This window comes from Paraburkholderia sp. Clong3 (assembly GCF_050436485.1).
Taxonomy (GTDB): domain Bacteria; phylum Pseudomonadota; class Gammaproteobacteria; order Burkholderiales; family Burkholderiaceae; genus Paraburkholderia; species Paraburkholderia tuberum.
Window position 1 is genome coordinate 361,896 of record NZ_JBNDMH010000003.1, and the last position, 25,147, is coordinate 387,042.

Sequence of the window (25,147 nt, forward strand, 5' to 3'; positions counted from 1 at the left end):
CTGCTACTACGTCGGCGCAACTGGAGTATTGGCAGCTATGAGCTTTGTTTGCATCGTCGACGATGATGCCTCGGTACGAAGTGGCGTCGGAAACCTTCTTAAAGCAGTGGGTTACGCGACTGTGACATTTTCATCGGGAGAGGAATTCCTCGCCTCCCCGATGGTCGACGATGCTTTGTGTGTTTTGCTCGACATTAGAATGCAAGGCATGCAGGGTCTCGAAGTGCAGCGGCAACTGAACGCGGAACACCGGCGTATCCCTGTCGTGTTCATGTCCGCACATGGCGACGACGAGACGGTGCGGCGGGCGATGGAGCACGGCGCGGTCAGTTTCCTGCGCAAACCTTTTGAGGAAGAAGTTCTGCTCGATTCCATCGAGCTTGCTATTGGGCGCAAGAGCGGGGCGCACTGAGCCCGAAACCGCTACAGTTCATTTAACCATCCTGTGTAGTAAGTCTTGAAATTAGATACGTCTCAAAGGCACCTTCGCAGATTTATATAATTTCAAAGCTAAAAGGGGTTTTCTGATCTGCTGCTCCCATACCCCACCACCGTGGCCGTACCGTCCGCCAGCTTACGGCACGGCATGCCGTTGGGTAGCGCTCTACTAGCCGCGGTAACTGTGGTTAAATCCTTTCGGTTATTGCGGCACGGCACCCTGTTATATGCACGGTCGCGCTTGCTGCATCGGCTGATTGCCGAACGCATGGCTGTGCAGCGCGAATCGGACAAACGCTTTCCTAATCGCTGAGGCTTTTCGCGATCGAAAATAAATACAAATGGAGACAAATATCGTGCCGTGCTCTTTTTCTATTCGGAAGATACCGTATCTTTGCGCGCTGGCTGGCGGCGCATTACTTTGCGGCGGGGTCGCTTATGCGCAATCCAGCGTCACGCTCTATGGTGTGCTGGATGCGGGGCTGCTCTATGCGTCGCACTACCCCGCGGCAAACGGAAGTAATGCCGGACATATCTATGCGTTCAACGACAGTGGCACGTGGGCCACTTCATTCGGGTTGCGCGGCGTGGAGGATCTCGGCGGTGACACCCGGATGGAATGCCGGATTGAGAGCGGTGTCAGTTTGGGAACGGGTGCCTTCAGCAATTCGAACAAGAATGCATTTGGTCGCCAGACCTACCTGTCAATGGACAACGACGATTACGGCAAGCTCACGGCCGGGCGATGTCACGTGTCGCGTCTTCCGTCAGGCGACTCGGTGTTTTTAGCGGCGCCGCGCGATGTGCTGCTGCTTTCAGTTCGTCTTTCATGGCTTTTCCTTTTGAGTTGTCAGCCGGTGAAACGGGTGTTTCCGAATCCGGCACCTGAAGTGTAGGAACGTCGCACAAATAAAGTCCTGCAGAAAATATGAAATGCTCTGAGCGACCGTTCGCCACGCGCCGTGTCGCGAATTTCCTGGTTGTTATTTTTTAAGAACGATTAAGGAGTTCAACAAGGACTCTGGGCAAAACCGTCGATAGACTGGATCTCAGTTTTTCTCGCACTTCAAGCGAGTGCGGCATGTCCTCCCATGGCGGTTTCAAGGGTGAAGCGCAACGGGGTTAATGAAACGCAGGCGGAGGCAGTGAAGCGGCTTCGAGCATGCGTGCGAAGACCTCCAGAGGCGAGTGAAATGCGTGCGTAGCACGTGGCCTGCTATTCATGCTGTCAGCGATGGCGTCAAGTTCATCCTGGCTGCACACGGACAAATCCGTACCTTTGGGCAGGTACTGACGCAGCAACCCGTTGGTGTTCTCGCAGGTGCCGCGTTGGCACGGACTGTGCGGGTCGCAGAAGTACACGCGCACGCCGGTGGCGGCAGTGAGTTCGGTATGTCGCGCCATTTCCTTGCCCTGATCGTAGGTCAGGCTTCACGGTGACGCCCACGCCGAGCAAGACCGCGTCGCAGTACGTGCAAACGCCGGTCGGCATGCTGTCGGTGTTCGGCTTCGAAACGCCGATTCCGTATCCGTTCGGCAATGAGCGAACCAGCTATCTGGTCACCGATATCGATCAGGCCGGTCAAGGCGGCGCGTGCGGCCGGCGCCGATGTCCTCGTCGATTCGTTCGACGACCCGATCGGCAAGGACGCGGTGATCCAATGGCCGTGAAGCGCTTCCATGAACTGGCGATTTGACGGATTTCGCATAACCGTTGTGTCGCTTAAGTCTTCTTAAGAATCCGCCAAAGTCTTTATAGGTTTTATTCGTTACGCTGCCGTGGACAGGATCTGCCAAAGACTTCGAATGGGCCCGCGCCCGGCTGCGAGGCCAGGCCGGCACGCGTGCGCAGGCGCGCCGGAGCAAGGATGTCTGACACGGAGGAGTTGACATGAAGAAAACCATTGCCGGCGTTGATATTCCCGACGGTGCCATGGCCCGCGCGGCGACTGATCTGACGCGAGGCACGGAGTCCGAGTTGATGTTTCACCACGCGCTCAGGACATTTCTGTTCGGTGCGCTGACCGGGTATCGCGAGAATCTGGCCTTCGACGCCGACCTGCTGTATGTCGGCGCGATGTTTCACAACGCCGGGCTGAACGCGAAGTATCAAGACTCGCCATACCGGTTCGAGGTGGACAGCGCGAACGCGGCGCGCGAATTCCTGCGGCAGTACGCCGTCGCCGATCAGCGGATCGATGAAGTCTGGGTGGCGATCGCATTGCACACGACACCTGGCATTCCGGAACATTTGTCGCCCTTGATCGCAATGGTCAGCGCCGGCGTGCAGATGGATGTTCGGGGGGCCCGTTACGACGAATTTACCGCGCAGCAGCGGGACGAAATCGTGCAAGCCTATCCCCGCGAATCGGGCTTCAAGAAGAAGCTGATCGAAGCTTACGCGCGCGGCATTGAGCATCGTCCTGCCACGACATTCGGGACGGTGAATGCCGATGTGCTGGACCGGTGGGATCCGAATTATCGCCGTCTGAATTTCTGCGGACTGGTGTTGGGATGTGACTGGTCAAATTGACAGATTGTTATTCAGAGGACGGACAGCATGGGTTACATCATTTCACTGGGAGTCGGCTTCGGCGTCGGGCTCCTCTATTGGCTACTCAAGGGAAACGCTGATCAATGGGTTCGCCGCCACCGTTGTCGACGAGTCAGTTTGAAAGCGTCAGAACGGCGAACGAATTTTTGTTGTGACCGGGATGAGTTTTGCTCGAATACGGGCCAACTGCTCGCGTTATTCATACACATGACGGACTTTCCCCATGTGTCGAGCGCAGTCGGTTCTTCGCGATCACCAGATTGGCCAAGGCGAACAGACTGAACAGTTGCGCCGTGTTCTTGGCTAGACCTTTGTAGCGGACCTTGCGATGGCGGAACAGATTCTTGACGACATGAAACGGATGCTCGACCCATGCGCGAATCTGCGCCTTGGTTCGCTCGACCTGGATCAGCAGATCCTTCAGCGCACCGTCACGCATTGCCTTGATTTTCCGCGCTTGACAGCCACACGCCACTGCACAGGATTGCCGTGCATCTCGTCGCGCTTTTCAACGTTCGTGTAGCCGGAATCGCCGAACGCTTCCTGCTCATGCCCGTGCAGCAAAGCATGGGCTTGCGATACGTCCGATACGTTGGCCGATGTACCCACCAGGCTATGCACCAGACCCGAGTCGGCATCGGCGCCGATATGCGCCTTCATGCCAAATGCCATTCGTTGCCATACCGTCATCACGACGACGTGCCAGAGGAGGCCATGTTATGAGCACACCGGACTTATCTTCCGACGCCGTGGCGCCGTCGGAACTCGAGATTCCCTTTTCTTCGCTGGAGTACCGTCAGCATCAGATGTTTCCACGTCTGTCCGCGGCGGAGATTCAAAGCCTGCGACGCTTCGCACGGCCGATGTCGTTCAAGGCGGGCGAGCTGATCTTCGAGACCGGGCAGGTTGCACTGGGCCTGTTCGTGCTGCTGCATGGGCGTGTGCGCATCTATTCGCGCGACAGCTTCGGACGCTCGACGCTCGTCACCGAACATGAAGACGGGCACTTCATGGCGGAGATGGCGCAACTATCCGGTAAGCCCGCGTTGATCGACGGCGTCGCGTTGACGGACGTGGAAACGCTCGTGATCGAACCGGACCGCCTGCGCGCGTTGATCGTTGCCGACGCGCAACTGGGCGAGCACATCATGCGCGCGCTGATATTGCGGCGGCTCGGACTGATCGAGCAAGGGCTCGGCCCGATCATCGTCGGCAATGGCGACGACGCGCGGCTCGTCGGACTGCAAGGGTTCCTGCGCCGCAATGCGTACCCGGCCACGGTGATCGACGCGCGCAGCGATCCCGAGGCGATCACGCTGCTAGGCGGCATGACCACCGGCCCGGCCGATTTCCCACTGGTGTTCTGCCCGAACGGTTATGTGCTGCGCGCGCCTGACGAGGCGCAGCTTGCTTCATGCCTCGGACTCGTGCCGATCTTCGAGCAATCGCATACCTACGACGTCGCAATTGTCGGCGCCGGGCCAGCCGGGCTGGCTGCATCCGTCTATGCCGCCACGGAAGGTTTGTCGGTCGCGGTGTTCGACCAGCGCGCGCCAGGCGGCCAGGCGGGCGCCAGTTCCCGGATCGAGAATTACCTCGGCTTTCCCACCGGCATTTCCGGCCAGGCGCTCGCGGCGCGAGCGTTCCAGCAGGCGTTGAAGTTCGGCGCGCATCTGGCGATTCCCGGCAAGGTCATGGACGTGCGGCGGCAAGATGGCATCTTCCTGCTGTCGCTGCTCGACGGTCAGCGCATCAGCGCCAGGACCATCGTCGTGGCGAGCGGCGCCGCCTATCGAAAGCCGACGGTGCCGGATTTCCAGCGCTTCGAAGGGCGGGGTACCTACTACTGGGCATCGACGATCGAGGCCAAGCTGGTGAGGGGGCAGGATATCGTGCTGATGGGCGGGGGCAACTCGGCGGGACAGGCGGTCGTCTTTCTGGCGAATTTTGCTCGCAGCATTCGGGTGCTGATTCGCGGCAACGACCTGAACGCGAGTATGTCGAAATACCTGATCGACCGTATCGGTTCGCTGCCCAACGTCACGCTGTGCACGCGCTGCGCGCTAAGCGCGCTCGAAGGCGATGAAGCCGGACTCGTCAAGGTTCATATCCGTAAGGAAAACGAACAGACCGATGAGGCGATCGCCACGCGCCATCTGTTTCTCTTTATCGGCGCGGATCCGAAGACGGATTGGCTCAACTCGAGCGGCGTGGAGCTTGATAACCGCGGGTTTGTCGTCACCGGATTCGCGCTCAGCGAACATGGCTCGCCTGAAGCAAGCGCGCGCTACCCGCTCGAAACCAGCGTGCCAGGCATGTTCGCAGTTGGCGACGTGCGCTCGGAGTCCGCGAAGCGCGTGGCAGCAGCCGTGGGCGACGGCGCTGCGGTGGTGAGTCAGATCCATGGGTACCTGAGCCGGCTGACGGCGGCTGCCGCGTAGGCATATCCGTCCTTTTACCCGAGTACTCGTATGGCGCATGGCACAACGGTGTATGCCGACAAACCACATTGAATGGAGCAATCGCAATGGCATCTTTCACCACCCGGGACGGCACGCAAATCTATTACAAGGATTGGGGTGCGGGCCAAGCGGTTCTCTTCTCCCATGGGTGGCCGCTCAACGCGGATGCATGGGACGCGCAGATGGTGTTTCTCGCGGAGCGCGGCTATCGCGTGATTGCGCATGACCGCCGCGGTCACGGACGTTCGTCGCAGCCGTGGAACGGCAACGACATGAACACCTTTGCGGACGATCTCGCCGTTCTGATCGACACGCTCGATCTGAACAATGTCGTGATGGTCGGCCATTCGATGGGGGGCGGCGAAGTGGTGCGCTATATCGCTCGCCATGGCGCGAAGCGTGTCGCCAAGGCCGTGCTGATCGCTTCGGCGCCGCCGTTCCTGCTGAAGACGGAAGCGAATCCGGGCGGCCTGCCGATGTCGATATTCGACGGCATGCGCGAGGGCGTGCGCAATAACCGCTCGCAGTTCTTCAAGGACGTGGCGTTGCCGCTCTACGGCTTCAATCGTCCGGATGCGCAGGTGTCGCAAGGCACGATCGACGCGTTCTGGCTGGCCGGAATGCAAGGCTCGATCAAAGCCTCGTACGATTGCATCAAGGCATTCTCGGAAACGGATTTCACCGGCGACCTCAAGCAGGTCACGGTGCCGGCGCTCGTGTTGCAGGGCGACGATGATCAGATGGTGCCGCTCGAAATTTCCGGAATGCGTTCGGCGAAGCTCCTGCCGAACGCCGAGCTGAAGATTTACGAAGGCGCCTCGCATGGTCTGTGCACGACGCACGCGGACCGCGTGAATGCGGATCTGCTGGCGTTCATTCAGTCGTAAAGCAGTACGCCGACGGCGCGGTTCGCGCGTCCGGCGGCGGTCGACGAGCGCCGCGGGCCACGGCGCGCGCGCAGGTACGCGAGCAGTTCGAGCAGTGCCTGCATGTCGGACGTGCAGGAAGCGCTTTCCAGTTCGTCTGCCAGCGGAGCCAGCAGTTCAGCGGCTTCTTCCGACCGACCTTGCACGTCCAGAAGACGCGCCATACCCATGGACGCGCGCAGTTGCCACATTTTCGCGTCCTGCTGGCGGGCAAGCTGGATCGCATTGGAAAATCGGCAGGACGCGATGGCGATTCCACTGGCGCGAGTCTCGCTCGTTCGAGCGTGCAGTTCCGCTTCGGCGTGTGCCGCGACACCCAGTGCTCGTCAGACCTCCGGCAGAAAGAACAGTTCGCCGTTGTTCTGGCAAAAATCCAGCGCTTCGCCGAGCCGGTTCTCCGCCTCCGGCACGCGCTTCTGTTTGATCAGCGCCTCGGCGTGCGCGACGATAAACGGCGTGATCATGCGCCGGAAACCGCGTGACATCAGCGCGTCGAGCTTGGCTTCGAGGACCGGCAACGCCTGTTCCGTACGTCCGTCGAGAATGTCGCGGTAGGCCGCCAGGCAGTCGCAATAGTCCAGCCAGATTGCGAAGCCGTGGAGCGCGGCTTGAGATCGCATGATGTCGATGTAGTGCGAGCCGCGCCGTAAATCGCCGGACATGAGCGCAAGCGGAATCACGGCGGCACCCAGCACGTGCGTGAGTGAAGGTTCCATCGTCTCCGAGCGAACCGAGTCGACGAGCGTATCGACCAGCGCCGTCGCCTCATCTGGGTCGCCCTGGAGCCATGCGATCCGGGCAAGCACGCCGCTGCAAAAGACGACCGGGTCGACGGCAAAGCGGCCCTCGCGCAGCGCTTCGCCGCGCAGCTGCGCAAGGCGCTGCCTGGCGCTCATCAGGCCTCGCTTCGCCTCCGTGTGCTGGCCGAGATAGTGCTGCGAAATCGCGATGATCTGGTCGGCGACGATCTTCTGCCACGGCGTGCCTTGCTGCATTGCCAGTTGGTGAAACTGCTTCGCGAAGGTCATCGATTGATTGATGTCGCCGAAGGAGAACATCGTGTTCCACAGGCCCCATAGCGCGTGAATGCGAAAGGTGTTGTCGTCGGACTCGACCGCGAGCGCGAGGACGTCACGCCACAGTTCCGCCGGCCGTGAAACCGGACCGCGCACATAGGGCAAGGCCGACGCCAGCGCCGCGCGCACGCGCATTTCGCGTGCGGCGTCCACCGATCCGGGGGGCAGGTGGTCGAGTGCCTCGACGGCTTGCGCGGCGCGCGTGCAGCACTCCTCGATCAGGCCTGAATGGAGCAGCGCACTGACCAGGTTCGACGCCAGTTCGACACCGACTCGCAGATCTCCATCGGGGGAGAAGGCCCAGTCGAAGGCAACGCGCGCATCGTCGAGCGTCTGTTGGAGCTCGGGCTGATTGCTGTTGTCGCCGCGCAATTCGCCGCCCGTTTGCGCCTGAAAGGGGCAGGAGAGATAGCGCGCATTGCGCGAGGTCATTTCCTGCAACTCGCCTTCGGCCTGCAGTTTTTCCCTGGCATACGCGCGGGTCGATTCGGATAGGCGGTATTTCGCCACCGGCCCCTCGAACTCCACGTTGACCAGTGACTTCGCTATCAGCTCGGTGATGCCGCCGATCGCGTTCGCCATCGAGTGCTCCTCGTCGCACGCGATCGCGCACATCGCCTCGAAAGTGAAACTGCCGCTGAAGACCGCGAGACGCCGGAAGAGCGCCTGAGTGGCCAGGTCGAGTATGGCGAAACTCCAGTCGAACGTCGCGCGCAAGGTCTGATGGCGCGGCAGCGCGGTCCGGTAACCGCCTCCGAGTATCGCCATGCGGTCGTCGAGCCGGCGATAAACGCCTTCGACGCCGAGTGCCACGACGCGGGCCGCCGCGAGTTCGATCGCCAGTGGAATGCCGTCCAGCCGGCGGCAAATCTCGCCGACTAGCCGGATTTCCGCGCTGTCGGCGCATACGGTTCCTTGCAGCGAATTAGCACGCTGGAGGAACAGGCTTACCGCGGAACACCGCAGAATCTCCACATCGGTGGAATGAGGCAGCGGCACAGCCAGCGGATCAACTTTGAACACCATCTCGGGCATGATGCGAAGCGATTCTCTGCTCGTGACCAGTATGCGCAGCATGTCGTTGCCGAGAACGAGTGCATCGACGATTTGCGCTACCGCGCTGATGACATGCTCCGCGTTATCGAGCACCAGCAGCTTACGTCGCCGGCCAAGCGCGGACGCCACCTGCGCAATGTCCGGATGCGGGCCGGACAGGTTTATTCCCAAGCTTTCGGCGATGGCGCCAAGCACTGCCTCTGGCGTACTCAACGCGGCCAGTTCGATGAAACAGACGGGTTCGGCGAAGTCGGGCGAGGTATGGCGAGCCGCTTGGATGGCGAGACTTGTTTTGCCGATGCCGCCGGCGCCGACCAGCGTGAGCACATGCGTTTGCGCCAGCATCGCGCGGATCAGGCCGACCGAGGCGTCACGCCCCAGCAGCACGGAGCTGGATGCCGGCAGACCGCCTCCGCCGGCCGCCTGCGAACCGGATTCGTTGAAAGCGGGACTCTTCTGCCGCTGGAGAAGCTGATAACCGCGGCCCGGTACAGTAAGAATCAGATCGCGGTCCGGGCCGAGTATCTTTCGCAGTGCGGAGAGATGCACCTGTACGTTGTTCTCTTCGACAACGGTGTCGGGCCAGACTGCATTCATCAGCTCGTCTTTCGTGACGAGGCGCCCACCGGCGGAAGCGACCACGGCAAGAATGTCGAACGCGCGGGATCCGACATGCACGACTTCGCCGTTTTGCCGCAAAGTGCGCATTTCCAGATCGATCAGAAAGCTGCCGATTTCGATCATCGCGTTATCAGATTCAGAATGAGCCAGATACGAAAGAATGCCAGGGGCGGGAAGGCATTCGCGGATGCCGGGTTCGGGCATGAGCGAACATACCGTGGCGACGGCCGCGCGTCTTGCACGTTAGTGCGATGCTTTGTAGGAAAGTCCGGTGCCGCGGGAAGGGCGTGCCACGCCCTGCTTGCCTAATGTCTGATCAAAACACTTTGCGGCAGAACTTGGGAGCCACGCGATTCAGTTGCGTGCGTGGCGGCGCCAGGTACCCGGGGGCATACCGACCAATTGCGAGAAGGTTCGCGTGAAGTGGCTTTGATCCGAGAAGCCGCACGCAATCGCGATATCCGACAACGATCCGTCGGAATGCCGCAGCAGATCCCGGGCGCGATCGATGCGCTGCTCCAACAGCCATTGATGCGGCGTGCGATCCGTGGTCTCGCGAAATGCGCGGATGAAGTAGCTGCGCGACAGATTGCACGCGCTCGCGATTTTTTCGAGCGAAACGCTCCCTTGTGCCTTCGCGAGGAGCATATCTTTGGCGCGCGTTTCATGCAGGCTCGACAACCGCCGGCTCTTCTTGTTCGATTGAGCCGGCGCGTTGCCATACCGGTCGATCAGATGCGTGCCGATGGTCACGCCCAGTTGCTCGACGAAGAGCGGACTGACGTTATCCGGGCTGTCGAGCGTGAGCGCCAATACCTGTGCCAGATGACCGAAGATCGGGTCTTTGCGGCCCGGCAGCGATGAGAAGCCCGCGATGGCGGACCCGCTGCGCTCGTAGCAGGTATTCGTGATAAAGGCGCGCGAGAGTTCCACCAGCACGAAATCGAATGCGCCGTGCAAGTCCGCGCGGTAGTCCTCTTCGAAATTGCGAATGTAGACCGAGTCCTTCTCGAAGTCGTGCAATGCCGACCGACTGCCCGAGATGATTCGCCTACGATGGCCGGCTGTCAGCGAAACACCGATCAGGAACCCGCGATCCGAGGCGGGCGTCGCTACCTCGCTGGTTTGTTCGCGACGCCTGCATTTGCGATAAAACGCGAATTCGCCCGTATCGAGTTCAAGGTCTTTGTGCAGTTGATTCGAAACGCATCCCAGCGAGTCCTTGTGCCGGAATGCCGTCGCAGTGAAAGCTTCTGAATGGTCAAGCATGATCCGTCACCTCTGTTCGTCTCGCTACAGCCGCTTGCCGGTTCGCGTTGCCAAGATCAGGAGATGGTGATAATCGGCGGGATGCGCAATTATCTCGAAAATAATCGAGGTCAAATATTAATTTTTGTTTAGCTTTCGGTATTTCGGGGGCGAACGAGCGTGTTTATTTTCGCGTCGACGACATGACTGGCGGAATCGAACGATGAACAAGGCGTGCCGGTAGTCGGCGATTGTGGACGTCGACTATTTCAGTCCGATGTCGGACGCGGTGCGCATGCTCAACGCCTTATGCGAAGGCGTCTGCTGCAATGGCGGTGCGTGCATTATGGCGAACCAAGGCCGAACGATTGGGCGAGCCGCGGCCCCTTGAGAAGCAGGGGTTCGACGGCTGCACGTCGAACCGTGGCCCACTCCGCGAGTATCCGGGCGACATCAGGACCCGGCTCCGCGAGCGCTTGCGCGAGGCTCACGGCGTCATCGGCGGCTTTCGACGTGCCCGAGCCGGTATGGGGCCGCAGCGTGCACGCGGCGTCGCCGACCAACGCGATGCGGCCTTTGGCGAACGACGGACTCAGCGCATCGGAGATCGCCTGCAGGAAGGGGGCTCCGGTTGCGGCCACCAGTTGCGACAGCGTGCGTGGAAGGCGCTCCAGCGCCGCCTGATGCAGGTGCGCCAGCGATCGCTCCGACAGTTCGCCGGGCGCCACCGACGCATGGTGACGCAGACCGTCGCGGCCGGTGAGAAACGCCCCGATTGACGCCGCATGGGTTTCGTTCCTGTACCAGAGCCAATTGAAGCGGCGCGTGCCCGGTTCGAGGGAGCCGTCCAGCGCGGGAATCAGGAACGTCATGAACAGTTCGCCTGCCGCACGGAAGAGCGTCATGTTCTCGACCAGATCCGCGATGTCGGCGCGGTTGAACGTGCTTTCATCCACCACGCCGCGCCACGCGATGTAGCCCGCATACGACGAAGCGCTATCGGGAAACAGCATCGAGCGAAGCCGCGAACCGGTGCCGTCCGCGGCGATCAGGATGTCGGCGCGAACCGGTGCCGCGCCATCTGCGAATCGGATATCGACGCTGTCCGCAACTTCAGCGACACTCTCGACGGTGTGCCCGTAGAGAATCGCGGTGGGCGGCAGCATGCTGCATAGCGACCGGTAGACGGCGTCCCAGGAAGAAAACGGCAGCAATTCGGGGTCCTCGCGAATCACGTTACCGTTCCGATCGATCCAGCGCCGGTGGTGCGTGGGTACCGACAACATGGCGCGGACCCGATGGCCGTGCTGTTCGAGAAACCGCAGCATTTGCCGCAACACCACGACGCCGCCGCCGCGACCGCGAAGCGGCGCCGTGGCACGCTCGTAGACGTGCACGTCGTGACCCGTGCACGTCAGCGTCAACGCGCATGCGAGTCCTGCTATTGAACCGCCGGCAATGGCTATTTTCATGTTCGTGGTGCAGTGTCCATTCAATGATTCAGTCTAGGTTTCTGACTCTTGCGATATCGCACTCTAGCGCTGCATCAGCAGTTGTGCTTGCCGCCGGCCATTGATCACCGCGTTGGCTCAGGACTATTAATAAAAATTAGCAACGGTTTCGAACGTGCCGTCGTATGCTTTTTCCATGCTGGAGCCAACCACGAGGAACAAAGTAATGAAGCTGATTCGGCGCGGATTATCCACGAATGTCGGTGCGTGGTGCATCGTGATACTGAGCATCGTAGCGGGGATGGGAACAGTGCGTTTGCCGCTGCGCCGCAGGTCAAAACGCAGGGCCCAGGTTTTTATCGGATGATGGTCGGTCAGTTCGAAGTGACCGCATTGCTCGACGGCACGCATCCGTTTCCGATCGACACGGTAATTGAAGGTGTACCGAAGGCTGAAGTCGAACGTGACCTCGCGCGCGATTTTTTGCAGGCACCGGTTCAAGGATCGATCAACGCCTTTCTGATCAATACCGGTTCGAAGCTGATTCTTATCGACACTGGCGCGGGCGTGCTCTATGGCGACTGCTGCGGACGCCTGCTGGCCAATCTGCGCGCCGCGGGCTATCAGCCCGGGCAGATCGACGAGGTATTGCTCACGCATCTGCATAAAGACCATGTTGGTGGCATCGTCGCCAACGGTGCGATGGTGTTTCCGAATGCGGTTGTGCGGACCAGCCGGACCGAAGCGGACTATTGGCTGAATCCGGCGAACAAAACGAAAGCGCCCGCTTTTCTCAGCACATTTTTCGATGCGGCAATCGCATCCGTCGCCCCCTATGTGGCGGCCGACCGCTTCAAGCCCTTCAGCGGGGACCTCGAACTCGATCCCGGGATTCGCGCCGCAGCGCTTCCCGGCGATACGCCGGGCCATACGGCATATCTCGTAGAGAGCGATTCCAAAGATCTGCTTGTGTGGGGCGATGTCATTCATGTCGCGGCGATCCAGTTGCGCAACCCTACGGCGTCCGTCGAGTACGACTCCGACGCGGTAGCGGCGCGGCGCTACCGCCGCTACGCGCTCAAGCTCGCCGCGGACAAACATTATCCCGTCGGCGCCGCGCATATCGCTTTTCCCGGATTGGGGCACATCAGGAAAGATGGCAGTGCGTATGACTGGGTGCCGGTCAATTACGACGCCTCACCCGCGCAATGATGTCGGCGCCTGGTTTGCCTCTCACCCCATCGAGGAACGGCATATGGAAACAGAAGCGATTGCGCTCATGCCTCACACGCATCGCGCGAACGGCATCCGTCACGAAGCGCGTCGTGCTTCGTGCGAAAAAACAAACGCCACGATAAACGACATTGGGGCGTCCGTATGGGACCACGTGATCCATGCGCTTCTGCCCGGATATCGGAGCGAGGGCCTGGGCGACGCATACCTTGCGCGGCCGGCGTCTCGCCGCGCCACTTATGCGCCGTCGTCGCACATTCAGGTCGAAGTGATCGAGCGCCTTTCCGACACGTCGATTGCCGTGCTTTGGCAGGACGCGACGCGGTGCCGCTACGTCGATCAGGTGTGGATCAGTTGCCGCGCCCGCGTGAAAGGGCGCTGTGCGGTGAGCGGCGCGGTCGTCCGTCGCGAGGATTCGATCTACAAGCCGAGAGTGCGACCCACTCCCCCGGCTAATGCCACCGCCATGATTCTTGCCTCTGTGATCGAGCAAATGACCTCCATGGTTGGAGAGGGTGGGGTGCGCTAGATGTGATCCAGATGGCCAGACGACGGACTGATGCACTAAGTCTGTGGGTTATGCGCATAGCGGGAGAGCGGCACCCGAATATTGCAGCCGTGGCGCTGGCAAACAAGACGGCTCGAATTGCCTGGGCGATGATCACAAGGGAAACCGACTATCAGCCGGAGCTTGCTGCGCACTGAAACCGAGAGCAACCAGCTGTACCTTCATCCACGATTGCAAAACAAGCCGCACGATGGCCAACAGGTCGAACCGGCGCTGATCAAACCCGCGAAGGACCGAGGCCTCGAGCCCGTAGGAGCGATTGGGAGTCAGCGCGCGAATAGCCCATCAGGGTCCGTTGCCTCGCAGAGGCACATTTGTACGAGACCGGATATACGTGAGCGATCGACAATGAGGCTTGATAGGCGACATGTTTGCAAACGAGGAGGAGTCCATGTACGGTCATCGGCCCGCGCATTTGCGGGTCACCCGAATGACCGATCCGCTTGCAAGCGGCCGTACCGGTTGCGTGCGCCCGAACGGCAGGAACGCTCATGTCGCTTAGCGACGCCGTCCTAAGGTTTCATTTTGCGGTCGCGAAGCGCCCGCCGGTCACTGCCGCTATGTGGCGTTCATCGCGTGGCCTACCCGTGATGTACTCACTTCATTTTCTCGAATCGCTGGCTAACGGCTGTTCCGCAAGGTCAAGTGATTCGCCACCGACCTAACTCCGCGCACCGATCCTGCCGTGTTGCCGGCGAGCGCGATCTGCCTGTGCTCAGGCACCCATCCCGTGAGCGTCACGACGCCGAGGCGCGCCCTGACCCGAATCCCTGAAGCATCCAGGCTCGGTGTCCGCCTGAGGGCGCTGCGGACGTCACGACTCACCGCACTATCCGGCCTGTTCTGAAGCCGCGACGTCGAGTACGCCACCCGCGCTGTCGCGCCAGCACCCGTGTTCTCACCCGTGTGTGCGCCAGCCTGGATCGAGCCGCAACTCATGGGGACCATAACCAGGATCGCGCAGATTTTGACGCTTGCACCACTCACATTCATTCTCCCCTGCAGCAAAAGACGGTAGACCCGCAAGTCCGCAGCTTTGCGGGCGGTCTTCGTTTAGGCGGTGTTAGAACTTCCGGTCGGACCTGGTAGGCAGTATGACTTCCTGCGGGACAGAGGCTGGCCTGCCGCAACGGAATCAAACGCGGGTTAGCATTGCTGTCAGAGCCGCACGGTGCGGACGTGCCGCACCCGGCGATTTCCGACGCGGAGGCCAGCATGGAGCACGATAGCACTCTTTACGTGGGTCTTGATGTTCATAAGGATTCGATCACGGTCGCCTATGCCATTGGTACGGGCGAGGTTGAACTGCTCGGCAAGATCGGTACTACGCAGGCCGACGTGGAACGGTTGTGCAAGCGACTGCAATCTAAAGCGCGATGCGTCAGCATCGTCTACGAAGCCGGTCCGTGCGGATATGGGCTTTACCGGCAGCTTGTCCAGAAAGAATTCCAGTGCATGGTCTGCGCGCCCTCGCTGATTCCCCGCAAGCCAGGTGAGCACATCAAGACTGACAGACGTGATGCCGTCAAGCTCGTCCGATCGCTGCGTGCCGGCGACCTGTCGGCCGTATACGTCCCCAGCGTCGACGATGAAGCATTCCGGGATCTGGCCCGCGCATGGGTGATTGCCAAGGACGACCTCAAGCGTGCACGGCAAAGGGTAAAAGCCTTTCTGCTGTCGCACGGCGTGCGCTACACCCGCTCTGCCGACTGGGGGCCGGCGCACCGACGCTGGCTGAGCGCACACAGCTTCGACAGTGCGTGGCAGCAGTTTGCGTTTGAAGAGCTACGTCGCGCGATCGAAGACCGGCTCGCCCAATGTGACCGGCTGGAGTCTGCGCTGCGTGAGGCAGTCGTCAACTGGCGCTTCTATCCCGCCGTCCTGGGCCTGCAGGCAATGCGCGGTGTCCAGTTCACCACGGCAGTGGGCATGCTCGCCGAGCTGGGCGATCTCTCACGCTTCGTGCACCCACGCCAGTTGATGGCGTGGCTCGGGGTGACGCCCTCCGAGCACTCATCTGGCGGCAAGCGTCGTCAGGGCAGCATCACTAAAAGCGGCAACAGTTATGCAAGAAAGCTGCTAGTTGAAGCTGCATGGAGCTATCGCCACCCTGCGCGTGTGAGCCCCGATATTCAGCGTCGCCACGAAGGTCTGCCTAAACCGATTGTAGATCGAGCATGGGACGCACAGGTGCGCTTGTGCCGACGCTATCGCAAACTCGTCGCGCGCGGCAAGCAGAAGAATATCGCCGTAGTCGCAGTTGCCCGTGAACTCAGCGGATTCATCTGGGACATCTGCCGGCTTTCCTTGTCGCTGGCCATACCGCGCGAGACACAGATGCCATGATGTACAGCAATGCCCTGCGTCTGCATCCACCGTAACCACACGTGCAGGAGTTTCCTGAAGGCGGCGTAGCCCGGCACACGAGTAACCCGCGACCAGGGTAGGCAACGGATCTCATCCGACTTGCGGTGGTAGGTAGCGGAAGGCTCATTGGGCGGACATCTGTAATGCGGTAGCCAATCCGCGGATATCAGCTTGATCCACCGTCGAGATTTACTGCTACGTCGCCCTCAGGAAATTCAAACACCGAAAACACAGAACCGATCATATTGACACGAGAAGTCATATCACCCTGGAGGCATGAGAGAGAAACGTAAAGTCTACCCGACAGACGTGTCAGACGAAGAATGGAGCTTCGTGGCAGCGTATCTGACGTTGATGGATGAGAGTGCACCACAGCGTAAATACGAGTTGCGCGAGATGTTCAATGCGTTGCGCTGGATGGCTCGCGCTGGGGCTGCGTGGCGAATGCTGCCGACCAACTTTCCGCCGTGGGAACTCGTGTACGGCAGACGCAACGATGGCTGGCGGCCGGCTGTTTCGAGTGCATGGTGAGTGATCTTCGTTCGATCATCCGTGTCGCGCAGGGGCGGCAGGGGCAGCCCAGCGCGGTGATCCTTGATGGCCGTACGTTGCAATCGACATGTGAGAGCGGTCCACGCGCAGGTTATGACGGCTACAAGCGCAAGCGTGGCAGCAAGGTGCATATGGCGGTCGACACGCTGGGTCAGTTGCTCGCCGTACACGTGACACCGGCCAACGAGCAGGAACGGGCACTGGTTGCAGAACTAGCGCGCCAGGTGCAGCAGGCAACGGGAGAAACCGTGAAAGTGGCCTTTGCAGATCAGGGTTACAGGGGCGAAGATCCTGCGCAGGCCGCGCGCGCTCAGGGAATTGATCTCCAGGTGGTCAAGCTCGATGAAGCGAAAAAGGGTTTCGTGCTGTTGCCACGTCGATGGGTAGTCGAGCGCAGCTTCGGATGGCTCAACCGCTTTCGACGCCTCGCACGTGACTACGAACGCTTGCCCGAAACACTCGCAGGTCTGCATTTTGTCGTCTTCGCCATACTTATGCTTGTCCATGCAATCCCAGTACTTCGAAGTTCCGTCTAGGTTCGTCGTTATCGGTGAATGACTCAAGGGGTCGGCTATGCCTTCTGCATGGAGCGAGGCACGTGAGGCGATCCGACGTCGCAGGCCGTGGGACTCAGTACGGCCAGGAGCGGGCGGCAGCATCCATGTATGGCCGGACGTTCAGGCGTCTGTTCCGGATCGAACAGCGGTCAGTGTCTTCGTGGCTAAACGCGGAGGAGGCAGTTACCTCGACATCACGAAATCATCTCGGGAGCCAACGCAAATTAGCGATATGTCCTTGCGGCACCGGTACGATGTCTGCGACAACTATGAGCCGTAACGATTTGCTTCCTCCGAGACTCAAAATGTCTTCACGAAGGGGGTGGCATGGATGATCACTTTCGGGTTAATCCGCTGATCCGAGACCTCGATACTTGCTTCAAAAAATTTTCGGGACAGTCCATTCTTCACAGCATCCACGCGGTACTGAATTTCCTTTAGCCGAAGCGTCCGAGGATGACTCATTGTCACTGTTGTGAGCCAAAGCTCGGTGTCCGATGGTTTCAATTCAACAAGCTCTCTGAGATATCGTTCTATACCTAGGCGCTGAAACTGCTGATTCACTTCTTCCGGGGCGTAGCGAATAGCATGCGGGCTTTCAAATCCCGTGCCACCACCTTGACTGTGCGATCTCTGCCAGCCGGCTAATCCCACTTCGATACCCGGAAACAAGAGCTTCTCGTATCCCTGCCTGCCTTGTGGAAGTCCTAGGCGGCTCTGTATAACTGTCGCTCCAAGTGCGTCCTTGAAAGTTCGCTCACTGAAGTGCATGTTTTCCTCTTCGCCGTCCGGTGGTTGGTAATGTAGGTAAACGACCTGCCTCATGCAATTCTACGGACGTAAGCAAGATAGCGAGTCGCGAACCAACGAAATTACCCTGAAAATGGCCGCTATGGGTTGCGTTCTGCCCTCGGCGGCGCCGCTGACATCGATCAGCGGCGATCGGCAAAAGTCGGCCATCTGCGGCCGATCCCTCACCGGCTCCTAACGTCACTCCTACGACCTTTGAACATCCGTTTGCGGACGCTCGTCAGCGCTCGCAGCCACGGCCATCAGCGGTAGCAGCGGCGAGCGCAAGGTGGCATGTTCGGAGATGCCGCACGTGTTACCACCGGCGAAGCGATTTTCAGATTCGCGAGATCCGTTCCTCTAATTTCATCGTGTCGTCGAGTCGGCCAAGTCTTCGGTAGCAGACGGCGAGGGTTCTCAAGCTAGACTTCAGGCTGCCGTGATCGACGCGGCCATGCGTGTCGCCCTGTTCCGCTTCCGTGACCGCGCGCTCGAACCACGGCCGCGCCTCGTCGTACTTGCCGACGCTCCACAGGCAGGAGCCGAGAAAGTGCAGGCTCGTGCCGAGGCTGCCGTGATCGACGCGGCCATGCGTGTCGCCCTGTTCCTTTTCCGTGCCCGTTGTGAGAATTGGCGAAGAATGCGTTACCACAAGTAGCGCAGCCCAATGTCGCCCCAGACCCCCTTGCGGCTGCCGGTCGCCGAACTGTTGATCGAGAACTGATAGCCGAACTGGCCGTACAGGCTCATGCGTGCGTCGAGCTTTGCGGTCACGCCGGCAGCAAAGTCCATGCGCGTGAATTGCTGCGCGAGTGGTACCTGCTCCACGCCAGAGTAAGTCGTCGTTGCTTGCGCGCCCCAATCCCGCCAGATGTTGGCGCGAAGGTACGGCTGCCACACTTCCCCATTCGCGCGCTCGATGCTCCACTGCCCACGCACCCCGAGCCGCCCAGTCACGCCTGACGTCGAACCAGGATCGACCGAACCCAGCCCGTCATTGTTCTCACTCAACCCGATATGCTGCCAGATGACCTGCGCCTGAGGCTCGAGCACGAAGCCTGGTCCAAGCGGCAGGTGAAACGGATAGCCCACTTCCAGCGAAGTGGCAAACCCTGAACCGGAGATGGGCAACCGTGCAAACTGTGTCGTCGCGTCGCCGTCGTAGTGGGTGCCCTGCAGGATCGCGTCGATATACCACCCGCCGGGGGCCATAGTGAGTCCAGTACGCGCCGCCCGAATACGCGTTGAGGTTGACCGAGCCGGTGTGACTCAGCACATAGGCCGTCGCGTCCGCATTGGTGATGAGACCGTCCACGTCGACGTTGCTGTTGCCGTACGCGAAATAGACGCCGGTTGCATCGTGATGGCCGGGCAGAAAGCTGCCGCGCCAGAGATCGACGCCGGCCTGTACGCCGACCATCCGGCCATTGGCACGCGAATCGGTGTAGGTCTCGTAGTGATTGTCGATCTGCTGTCCGAACACCCGCACCCAGGCCGAGTTGGCTATGCCTGCGCTGCTGGTGCCGCCCCCGGTATCGGTGAGCGTATCGCCGATGCGCTCGTGCATCGTGCCGAGCATGGTGAGGCCCAGTTGTCTCGCGAGCGGCTGCACCACCGAGTAGGTGGCAATTTCCGGCCCGATAATCGGGTATTCGCCCGGGGGCAGTTCGGCCGGAGGCGGATCTAAGGGCAGGACGTCACCATTGGGGATGCCTGGCTCCTCCGATGGCGGGACTTCGCCGGGGGGGAGGTCCGGCTCCTCCGACGGCCCGACCTGGAAATCCGAGCGCAGGAACCAGTCATCGGGGTTGCTGCCGTTGTGTCCGCCCCGGAACAGGTCGTAAGTAAATGCCCCGCCGCGCACCTCGCCAGCTAGCCCGAAGGCCCCGGCCGCGGTGGTTCCCCCATCGATCGCTTCCACCACCGGAATGCCGTTCGCGACGGTCAGCGCACCGGCGCCGCCGGCGTTGGTGACATGCACCAGTGTATTGCCGGTCGCGGTGCCACCTATGATCACCAGCTTGTCCGACGGAGAATTATCGCCCGCGAGCACCGTATTGATGTTCATCCTGCCGCCAGCCCCGGCATAGTTGCCATTCGACACTGACAGTACGTTGCCGACGATCGGATCCGAAGCCAGGTTGACCGTTCCTCGATTGAGCAGGTTGCCGATGACGGTGAAGGTGCCCGCCGGTGACGTGCCAAACCCTGGCGTGCCGTTGCCGGCCGCTACCATACCGTCATTGGTCACCGCCCCGGTGACAGTACCGAAACCGCCCAGCGTGGCGCCCGATTCCACCACGACCGGCCCGCCCCCCGACAGCGCCGCAGACGGATGTGCGGGGTCGCCGACGACGAGCGTGCCGGCGTTGACCGTGGTGCCACCTGCGTAGGGATTGCTGTTGGTCAGGATTGTCGTGCCGGAGCCGATCTGCGCGAGGTCACCGGTGCCCGAAATCTTGCCGGCAAAGGTGACCGTATCGCTGCGGTTGAAGGCCAATGTGCCGTTGTCGGTGACGTTGCCCACGATGCCACCACTGGTGCCCCCGTTACCGAGTTGCAGCGTACCGGCGCTGATCGTGGTGCCGCCGGTGTAAGTGTTGCCGCCTGTGAGCACTATCGTGCCGCCATCCACGCCGTCCTGCGTGAGGTTTCCTCTGCCAGTGATCGCTCCTGGAACAAGCACCGTATCGCTGCGATGGAAGACCAGCGCACCGTTGTCGAGAATCGCGCCGCTGCCGACGCTGCCGGTCGAGCCACCATCGCCAACCTGTAGCGTGCCGGCGGAGATCGTCGTGCCACCGGAGTAGCTGTTGTCCGCAGCCAGCACCAACGTACCTGGGGCCTGCATCGCGAGCGTGCCAGCCGAGGTGCCGTCGGAGATGGTGCCTGACAGCGTCTGCACTGTGCCCGAGGGTGGCGTGAAGTTGCCAGTGCCGGTGATAGCAATGTTGTTGGCGACCGTGAAGTTGCCGTTGGTGAAGGACAGCGTCGTCCCGTTGGCCATCCTTAAGGTGGACTGAGATGCATTGCCGAGCGCCGAGTCGTTGCCGACGCTGATCGTTCCTTCGCCAAGAAGCGTATCGCCAACATAGGTGTTGCTGCCGGTCAAAACCAGTGTGCCGAGGCCGAGCTTGGTTAGCTGGCCGCCATTCTCGAGGTTCTGGGAGACCGTGAATACATTGGCACCGTCTGCGACGTCGAACCCGCCACCGTTCGCGGCCCAGGTAATCCCTCGCGTAGGCTCGATCGCTATGTAGCCTGTGCCTGTAACCTGGAGGATGCCGCCGTTGAAAGTCAGTCCGCTGTTCGCTGGGGTGCCGAGACTAACGCCGCTTGCGACCGACAGCTCACCGCCGAGCAATGTCCACGGTGTACCAGCCTGCACAGGCGTGCCGGTAAGCGTCCAGACGCTGGAGCCAGTTTTCACGAACTCGGTGAAGCCCTGGTACTGCGCAGGGGCGCCAACGCTCGACGCACTGAAGCTTCCATTGTTGCTGCCGCCAAGCGCCAGCGTGCCTGATGCGCTCGATTGGACGACCACATTTCCGCCGATAACGAAACCCTGACGTAGCTCCAGATAATTGGCGCCGCCGGTGAAGGTGATGGCATTGACCTGCGACGGGCTGACACCGCCCGGCACGTTCCCTCCGGTGAACCCGCCAATAATATTCCCGCTGTTATAGATCGTCAGATTGTCGCCGACGATCCCAACCCCACCGCTGCTCGTCGCGCTGCTGCCGGCACGTAACGTGGCGCCGCCGTTGCCGCCTTGAATCGTGCCGCCGCTGTTGTTGGTGATGGTGAGACTGGAGCCGCTGATGCCAGCGCCGCCATTGCCGCCAATGGTGATAGCGCCTGGCGTCGGCAGGGATGCGTCGCCGCCATTGCCGCCGCGAATCGTGCCGCTGTTCTCGATGCTGAAGGTATTGATCGGGGTGGCGTTCACCGCGGTTGCCCTGATGCCGGCGCTGCCGTTACCGCCCTCCGTAAAATTTCCGTTTCCGCTGTTTCCGCCGCGGCCTCCCTGGATCGTGCCGGTATTGGTTAGCCCGACCCCGGTGGCGTTGAGATTGACGAAAACGCCAAAACCGCCGTCGCCGCCTTCGCCAGCCGATCCCTGAATGCTGCCGCTTCCGGTCACCCCGCCGTTTCCGCCGGTCCCGCCGGCTCCGCCGTTGATCTGCCCGTTGTTGGTGAGACTGACTCCGCTGTTGATCACGAGGCCATAACCGCCAGCGCCGGCGCCGCCGCCGCCGATCGACGCTGCCCCGCTCGGCACGCCACCATTACCGCCGTTTCCACCGGCGATCACGCCGCCTGCGGGGTTCTCCAGTGACGACGGCAGGACCCCATGGGCGCCGGCGCCACCGCCGCCGCCACCACTGTTGGGGCCGCCGTTGTTGCCGTTGGCACCCTGGCTTCCGCCGCTGCCGCCGGCAGTTCCGCCACCAGCGCCACCAGCGCCACCAGTGGCACCAGTGGCACCAGTGGCACCAGTGGCACCGGCGGTTCCGGCGCCGGCGCCGCCTCCGCCTCCGGAACCGCCGCTCGTGGTCGCAGCACCAGAGCCGTTCGTGCCTGCTCCAAGCGGATTGCTGGCACCGCCGGTGCTTGGCGTATTACCCGTCGTGGCACCCCCGCCATAGCCACCGCAGCCGTCGATCTCCTCCGCAACAAAGGCGCCGGTTGAGTCAATGCAGGGAGGCTGCGCCATCGCGCGTTCCGACGGTTGCAGGGCGGCGAGCACGGCGAGGTTCAGCAGAATGAGCGCGGATGCGTGAAGCCTCCGGCCTGGAGCGACCGGCCTGCCACGGCGCGCCGGGCCAGGTCGGCTAGCCAGATCGCAGGAGGGCGCGCAATGGGGGGCTTCCAGCGCAAGCCATGTAGCGAGAGGCAGCGCAGCCAGTCCCGGCAACTGGCCGGGTTGCCTTATCGCGACATTCAGGAACGATGTTATTGGCAATAGGACTGGAATATCTGACGAAGCGCCTGTGCACCGGATTCGCCTGCTCGGTACGAACGGGATTCTTTTCAGTTGCCTATGCTTCACCATTTCCCCCTTAGACCAGGTCGACTTCTGTCGAAACGGGAATGCGCGGGACGTCGGCGATATGCCACCGACAGTTCGAAAAGCTGGCGAAAAAATCACTCAACAAATATAGACACTTTCAACGGGGAGCGGGGCGCGAATATGTGATTGCGACGTGAGACCCATCGTGAAACTATCGGGACGCAAATTCTCGCTGGTCCCAAGGTTAGCGAACATTAAAATGCCTTCCGCTATGGAGGGATCGGCAAGACGCACCGAGCAAGCTGCGATTAATCAGCGACACGCTTGCAGGTGTGCCTGCCATGTTTCCAGGAACTGCAGCCCGTGAACGGCTTTAACGTCATACCGTCGCGCCTGCCACATAGCCGTGAATGTCGGCTACCCTGACCGGAGCGGGCGTTTGAGTGTCTGGGGGACACGCCGGCGAATGGCAGAAGGTGGCCGAGAGCACCAGTTCAATGAAGGTCCTGTAGAGCGACCGTTGAAAATCGTCGACGGCCGCTTTCGGGCGGCTTCTGTGGATGAGTACTGTCGGCCATAAGCAGCCGCCGGAACCCAACCTGCGACCGTCCGTTCCCCATTGGCGGATTCAACCGGTCGATGCAACACAATGAACGTCGCATGAGCGACGAGGTCGTTGCGCTCCGCGTCGACGCGAGCCCGCTGTTCCGCAACGCTCGCTACGCGACGAAATGACCGTGCCGGCTTCTGCGGGCCCTTCTCCAGTCACGAACGCCTGTTGCAAGGCAATGACGTAGTGTTTGACAGTCATGTTTGATCCTCGGTTGATAAACGCGCCGCATGGTCGGAAAGGCGCGGTGGCATTGATATCCTCTCTCTGCCATGACTGGACCTGTTCGACGCGACAGGCTACCGAGCCGGCGAAATGCCGCTGGCTGGCGACAGTCTGCGCAGCAAGATCGACACCTATACCAACGTATCGCCGGCTGACCACATGGATTAAGCGACGATCCCAATGTAGGGATGGTTCAATCGTTCGCCTCGGTCTATCGTTCTTCCAAGCGGGAAAGTCTCATTCCGCTGAAGAGCGACCCGAATCAGACAGCACGAGGTGAACGGTTCCATGGACAAGTTCATGAGCATGCGCATCTTCTCCCGAGTAGTCGAGGCGGGAAGCTTCAGCGTCGTTGCGGAGCATATGAGTTGCAGCAAGGGGAACGTATCGCGTGCCGTCTTGTCACTCGAAGACCAGCTGCAGGCGCGGCTCCTGCAACGCACGACACCTCGGGTATCGCTGACGGAACCCGGCAAGCGCTACTACCAGAAGTGCAAGAGGATCCTGGCCGACCTCGACGATGCCGAAGCCGAAGCACGCGACGCCCACACCCGCGCGCGCGGAAAACTCTGCGTTCACTGCGTAACCGATCTCGGCCTCGGACAGTTGACGCACTCGATCATCGAATATCGCAGGCGTTTTCCTGCCGTTTCAGTGCATCTTAAGTTCCTGCCGCCTATGGCGAACCTGATCGCAGACGAGGTGGACGTCTCCATCGTGTCCGCGCCGACGCTGCCCGACTCGCGCAACGTATGCAAGCTGATCTGGCAATGCGAACGTGTACTGGTGGCCGCGTCCGCTTTTCTTCAGACGCATCGGATCGAAAGAGCGAGCGACCTCGAAGATCATGCGCTGACGCCGATCCCCTTCAACGCCAAACCCGATGACCATCCCATCAGGTTGAGCCTCGTCAGGTCCGCGGAACCTGAAGCGGGCAGCCAGTTCGTCATCAACGACACCGAGGCGACCCGTCTCGCGACGCTGGCAGGCGCAGGCATCGCGGCATTGCCGGTCCATTGCGTGATTGACGACATCCGGAATGGAAAGCTCATTCAGTTATTCCCTGAGTGTCGTCTTCAACGCACGAGAGTGTTCGTCGTCTATTCATGTAGACATCATATCGACGCGAAGATCAAAACCTACGTCGACTTTATGACGTCGCACCTGAGGGAAACGCTCGATAGCAGTTTCGGGAGCGTGCCCGCCAGTGAAGCGCTCAATCGCGTTGCGCAGATTCGATTGGCTTCGGGCCTTTCTGATGTACGCAATACAACCTGAACCGTCAGATATTTATCGTCGTTGGTCAATTAAAAACGCGCTGTGTGACTTTCTTTCGCGCGTGATGGAGAACGCAAGATGTATACGATCAGACTACCTCGCATTCGGGCAAGGTATGTCGT

At 60.8% G+C, this 25,147-nt stretch carries 17 protein-coding genes and 7 pseudogenes; 13 read left to right on the forward strand and 11 right to left on the reverse strand.

Annotated features, from left to right (window positions below; translation table 11 throughout):
* The first annotated feature begins 37 nt into the window (after positions 1-37).
* Both OKW30_RS25095 and OKW30_RS25100 read left to right on the forward strand, forming a co-directional pair.
* The gene (locus OKW30_RS25095; RefSeq protein ID WP_184073677.1) at positions 38-412 is read left to right on the forward strand and encodes a response regulator transcription factor; all 375 of its coding nucleotides are present in this window, start codon (positions 38-40) and stop codon (positions 410-412) included.
* Positions 413-779: 367 nt separating this feature from the next.
* On the forward strand, positions 780-1,334 hold the full coding sequence (locus OKW30_RS25100) for a porin (RefSeq protein ID WP_429347903.1): 555 nt from the start codon (positions 780-782) through the stop codon (positions 1,332-1,334).
* A 226-nt stretch (positions 1,335-1,560) separates the two neighbouring features.
* Here OKW30_RS25100 and OKW30_RS25105 read toward each other — a convergent pair.
* Positions 1,561-1,869, reverse strand: a pseudogene (locus OKW30_RS25105) (IS30 family transposase); the annotation flags it as partial.
* Here OKW30_RS25105 and OKW30_RS25110 point away from each other — a divergent pair.
* The 3 genes and pseudogenes from OKW30_RS25110 to OKW30_RS25120 all read left to right on the forward strand — a co-directional run.
* Positions 1,860-2,106: pseudogene (locus OKW30_RS25110) on the forward strand (glyoxalase); the annotation flags it as partial. The pseudogenes OKW30_RS25105 and OKW30_RS25110 overlap by 10 nt on opposite strands.
* Before the next feature lie 223 nt (positions 2,107-2,329).
* Entirely contained in the window at positions 2,330-2,971 is a 642-nt protein-coding gene (locus tag OKW30_RS25115; protein WP_184074437.1) for a phosphohydrolase, read from the forward strand.
* Between the two features lie 27 nt (positions 2,972-2,998).
* Positions 2,999-3,061 (forward strand): annotated as a pseudogene (locus tag OKW30_RS25120) (DUF1427 family protein); the annotation flags it as partial.
* A gap of 130 nt (positions 3,062-3,191) precedes the next feature.
* Here the strand turns inward: OKW30_RS25120 and OKW30_RS25125 are convergent.
* A pseudogene (locus tag OKW30_RS25125) lies at positions 3,192-3,672 on the reverse strand (IS5 family transposase); the annotation flags it as partial.
* 39 nt (positions 3,673-3,711) lie between these two features.
* Here OKW30_RS25125 and OKW30_RS25130 point away from each other — a divergent pair.
* Positions 3,712-5,433 carry an FAD-dependent oxidoreductase gene (locus OKW30_RS25130; RefSeq protein ID WP_429347904.1) on the forward strand — a complete coding sequence of 574 codons (1,722 nt, stop codon included), beginning with the start codon at positions 3,712-3,714 and terminating at the stop codon, positions 5,431-5,433.
* Positions 5,434-5,519: 86 nt separating this feature from the next.
* Positions 5,520-6,341, forward strand: a complete 822-nt coding sequence (locus OKW30_RS25135) for an alpha/beta fold hydrolase (RefSeq protein ID WP_184074441.1) — start codon at positions 5,520-5,522, stop codon at positions 6,339-6,341.
* On the opposite strand, the gene OKW30_RS25140 is transcribed toward OKW30_RS25135, so the two are convergent.
* The 4 genes from OKW30_RS25140 to OKW30_RS25155 all read right to left on the reverse strand — a co-directional run bounded on the left by OKW30_RS25140 (position 6,332) and on the right by OKW30_RS25155 (position 11,853).
* Positions 6,332-6,571, reverse strand: a complete 240-nt coding sequence (locus tag OKW30_RS25140; RefSeq protein WP_429347905.1) for a hypothetical protein — start codon at positions 6,569-6,571, stop codon at positions 6,332-6,334. The genes OKW30_RS25135 and OKW30_RS25140 overlap by 10 nt on opposite strands.
* Positions 6,572-6,706: 135 nt before the next feature.
* Entirely contained in the window at positions 6,707-9,256 is a 2,550-nt protein-coding gene (locus tag OKW30_RS25145) for an ATP-binding protein (protein ID WP_429347906.1), read from the reverse strand.
* 231 nt (positions 9,257-9,487) lie between these two features.
* Complete coding sequence (locus tag OKW30_RS25150; RefSeq protein WP_184074445.1) at positions 9,488-10,402, reverse strand: helix-turn-helix transcriptional regulator; 915 nt, start codon at positions 10,400-10,402, stop codon at positions 9,488-9,490.
* 323 nt (positions 10,403-10,725) lie between these two features.
* Complete coding sequence (locus OKW30_RS25155) at positions 10,726-11,853, reverse strand: FAD-dependent monooxygenase (protein ID WP_429347907.1); 1,128 nt, start codon at positions 11,851-11,853, stop codon at positions 10,726-10,728.
* A gap of 249 nt (positions 11,854-12,102) precedes the next feature.
* On the opposite strand from OKW30_RS25155, the gene OKW30_RS25160 reads away from it, so the two are divergent.
* The 3 genes and pseudogenes from OKW30_RS25160 to OKW30_RS25170 all read left to right on the forward strand — a co-directional run.
* Positions 12,103-13,044 carry an MBL fold metallo-hydrolase gene (locus OKW30_RS25160; protein WP_429349167.1) on the forward strand — a complete coding sequence of 314 codons (942 nt, stop codon included), beginning with the start codon at positions 12,103-12,105 and terminating at the stop codon, positions 13,042-13,044.
* A gap of 43 nt (positions 13,045-13,087) precedes the next feature.
* Positions 13,088-13,594 carry a DUF3331 domain-containing protein gene (locus OKW30_RS25165; protein WP_260336721.1) on the forward strand — a complete coding sequence of 169 codons (507 nt, stop codon included), beginning with the start codon at positions 13,088-13,090 and terminating at the stop codon, positions 13,592-13,594.
* A pseudogene (locus OKW30_RS25170) lies at positions 13,585-13,770 on the forward strand (IS110 family transposase); the annotation flags it as partial. The gene OKW30_RS25165 and the pseudogene OKW30_RS25170, both read left to right, overlap by 10 nt.
* Before the next feature lie 484 nt (positions 13,771-14,254).
* Here the strand turns inward: OKW30_RS25170 and OKW30_RS25175 are convergent.
* A complete protein-coding gene (locus OKW30_RS25175) occupies positions 14,255-14,626 on the reverse strand; it encodes a BON domain-containing protein (RefSeq protein ID WP_187631261.1) in 372 nt (123 codons plus the stop codon).
* Between the two features lie 222 nt (positions 14,627-14,848).
* On the opposite strand from OKW30_RS25175, the gene OKW30_RS25180 reads away from it, so the two are divergent.
* Both OKW30_RS25180 and OKW30_RS25185 read left to right on the forward strand, forming a co-directional pair.
* A complete protein-coding gene (locus OKW30_RS25180) occupies positions 14,849-15,979 on the forward strand; it encodes an IS110 family transposase (protein WP_429345856.1) in 1,131 nt (376 codons plus the stop codon).
* A 297-nt stretch (positions 15,980-16,276) separates the two neighbouring features.
* Positions 16,277-17,088, forward strand: a pseudogene (locus OKW30_RS25185) (IS5 family transposase).
* A gap of 321 nt (positions 17,089-17,409) precedes the next feature.
* On the opposite strand, the gene OKW30_RS25190 reads toward OKW30_RS25185, so the two are convergent.
* The 4 genes and pseudogenes from OKW30_RS25190 to OKW30_RS25205 form a co-directional block, all read right to left on the reverse strand.
* Positions 17,410-17,880, reverse strand: a complete 471-nt coding sequence (locus OKW30_RS25190; protein WP_429347908.1) for a polymorphic toxin type 4 domain-containing protein — start codon at positions 17,878-17,880, stop codon at positions 17,410-17,412.
* A gap of 355 nt (positions 17,881-18,235) precedes the next feature.
* On the reverse strand, positions 18,236-18,550 hold the full coding sequence (locus tag OKW30_RS25195) for a tetratricopeptide repeat protein (protein ID WP_184074544.1): 315 nt from the start codon (positions 18,548-18,550) through the stop codon (positions 18,236-18,238).
* Positions 18,544-19,110, reverse strand: coding sequence for an autotransporter outer membrane beta-barrel domain-containing protein (locus OKW30_RS25200; RefSeq protein WP_429347909.1), 567 nt, complete (start codon positions 19,108-19,110; stop codon positions 18,544-18,546). Before OKW30_RS25200 ends, OKW30_RS25195 begins: the two co-directional genes overlap by 7 nt.
* Positions 19,111-19,792: 682 nt before the next feature.
* Positions 19,793-22,954, reverse strand: a pseudogene (locus OKW30_RS25205) (autotransporter-associated beta strand repeat-containing protein); the annotation flags it as partial.
* Positions 22,955-24,047: 1,093 nt separating this feature from the next.
* Between OKW30_RS25205 and OKW30_RS25210 the strand changes: the two are divergent.
* Positions 24,048-25,025 carry a LysR family transcriptional regulator gene (locus tag OKW30_RS25210; RefSeq protein WP_429347910.1) on the forward strand — a complete coding sequence of 326 codons (978 nt, stop codon included), beginning with the start codon at positions 24,048-24,050 and terminating at the stop codon, positions 25,023-25,025.
* The last annotated feature ends 122 nt before the right edge of the window (positions 25,026-25,147 follow it).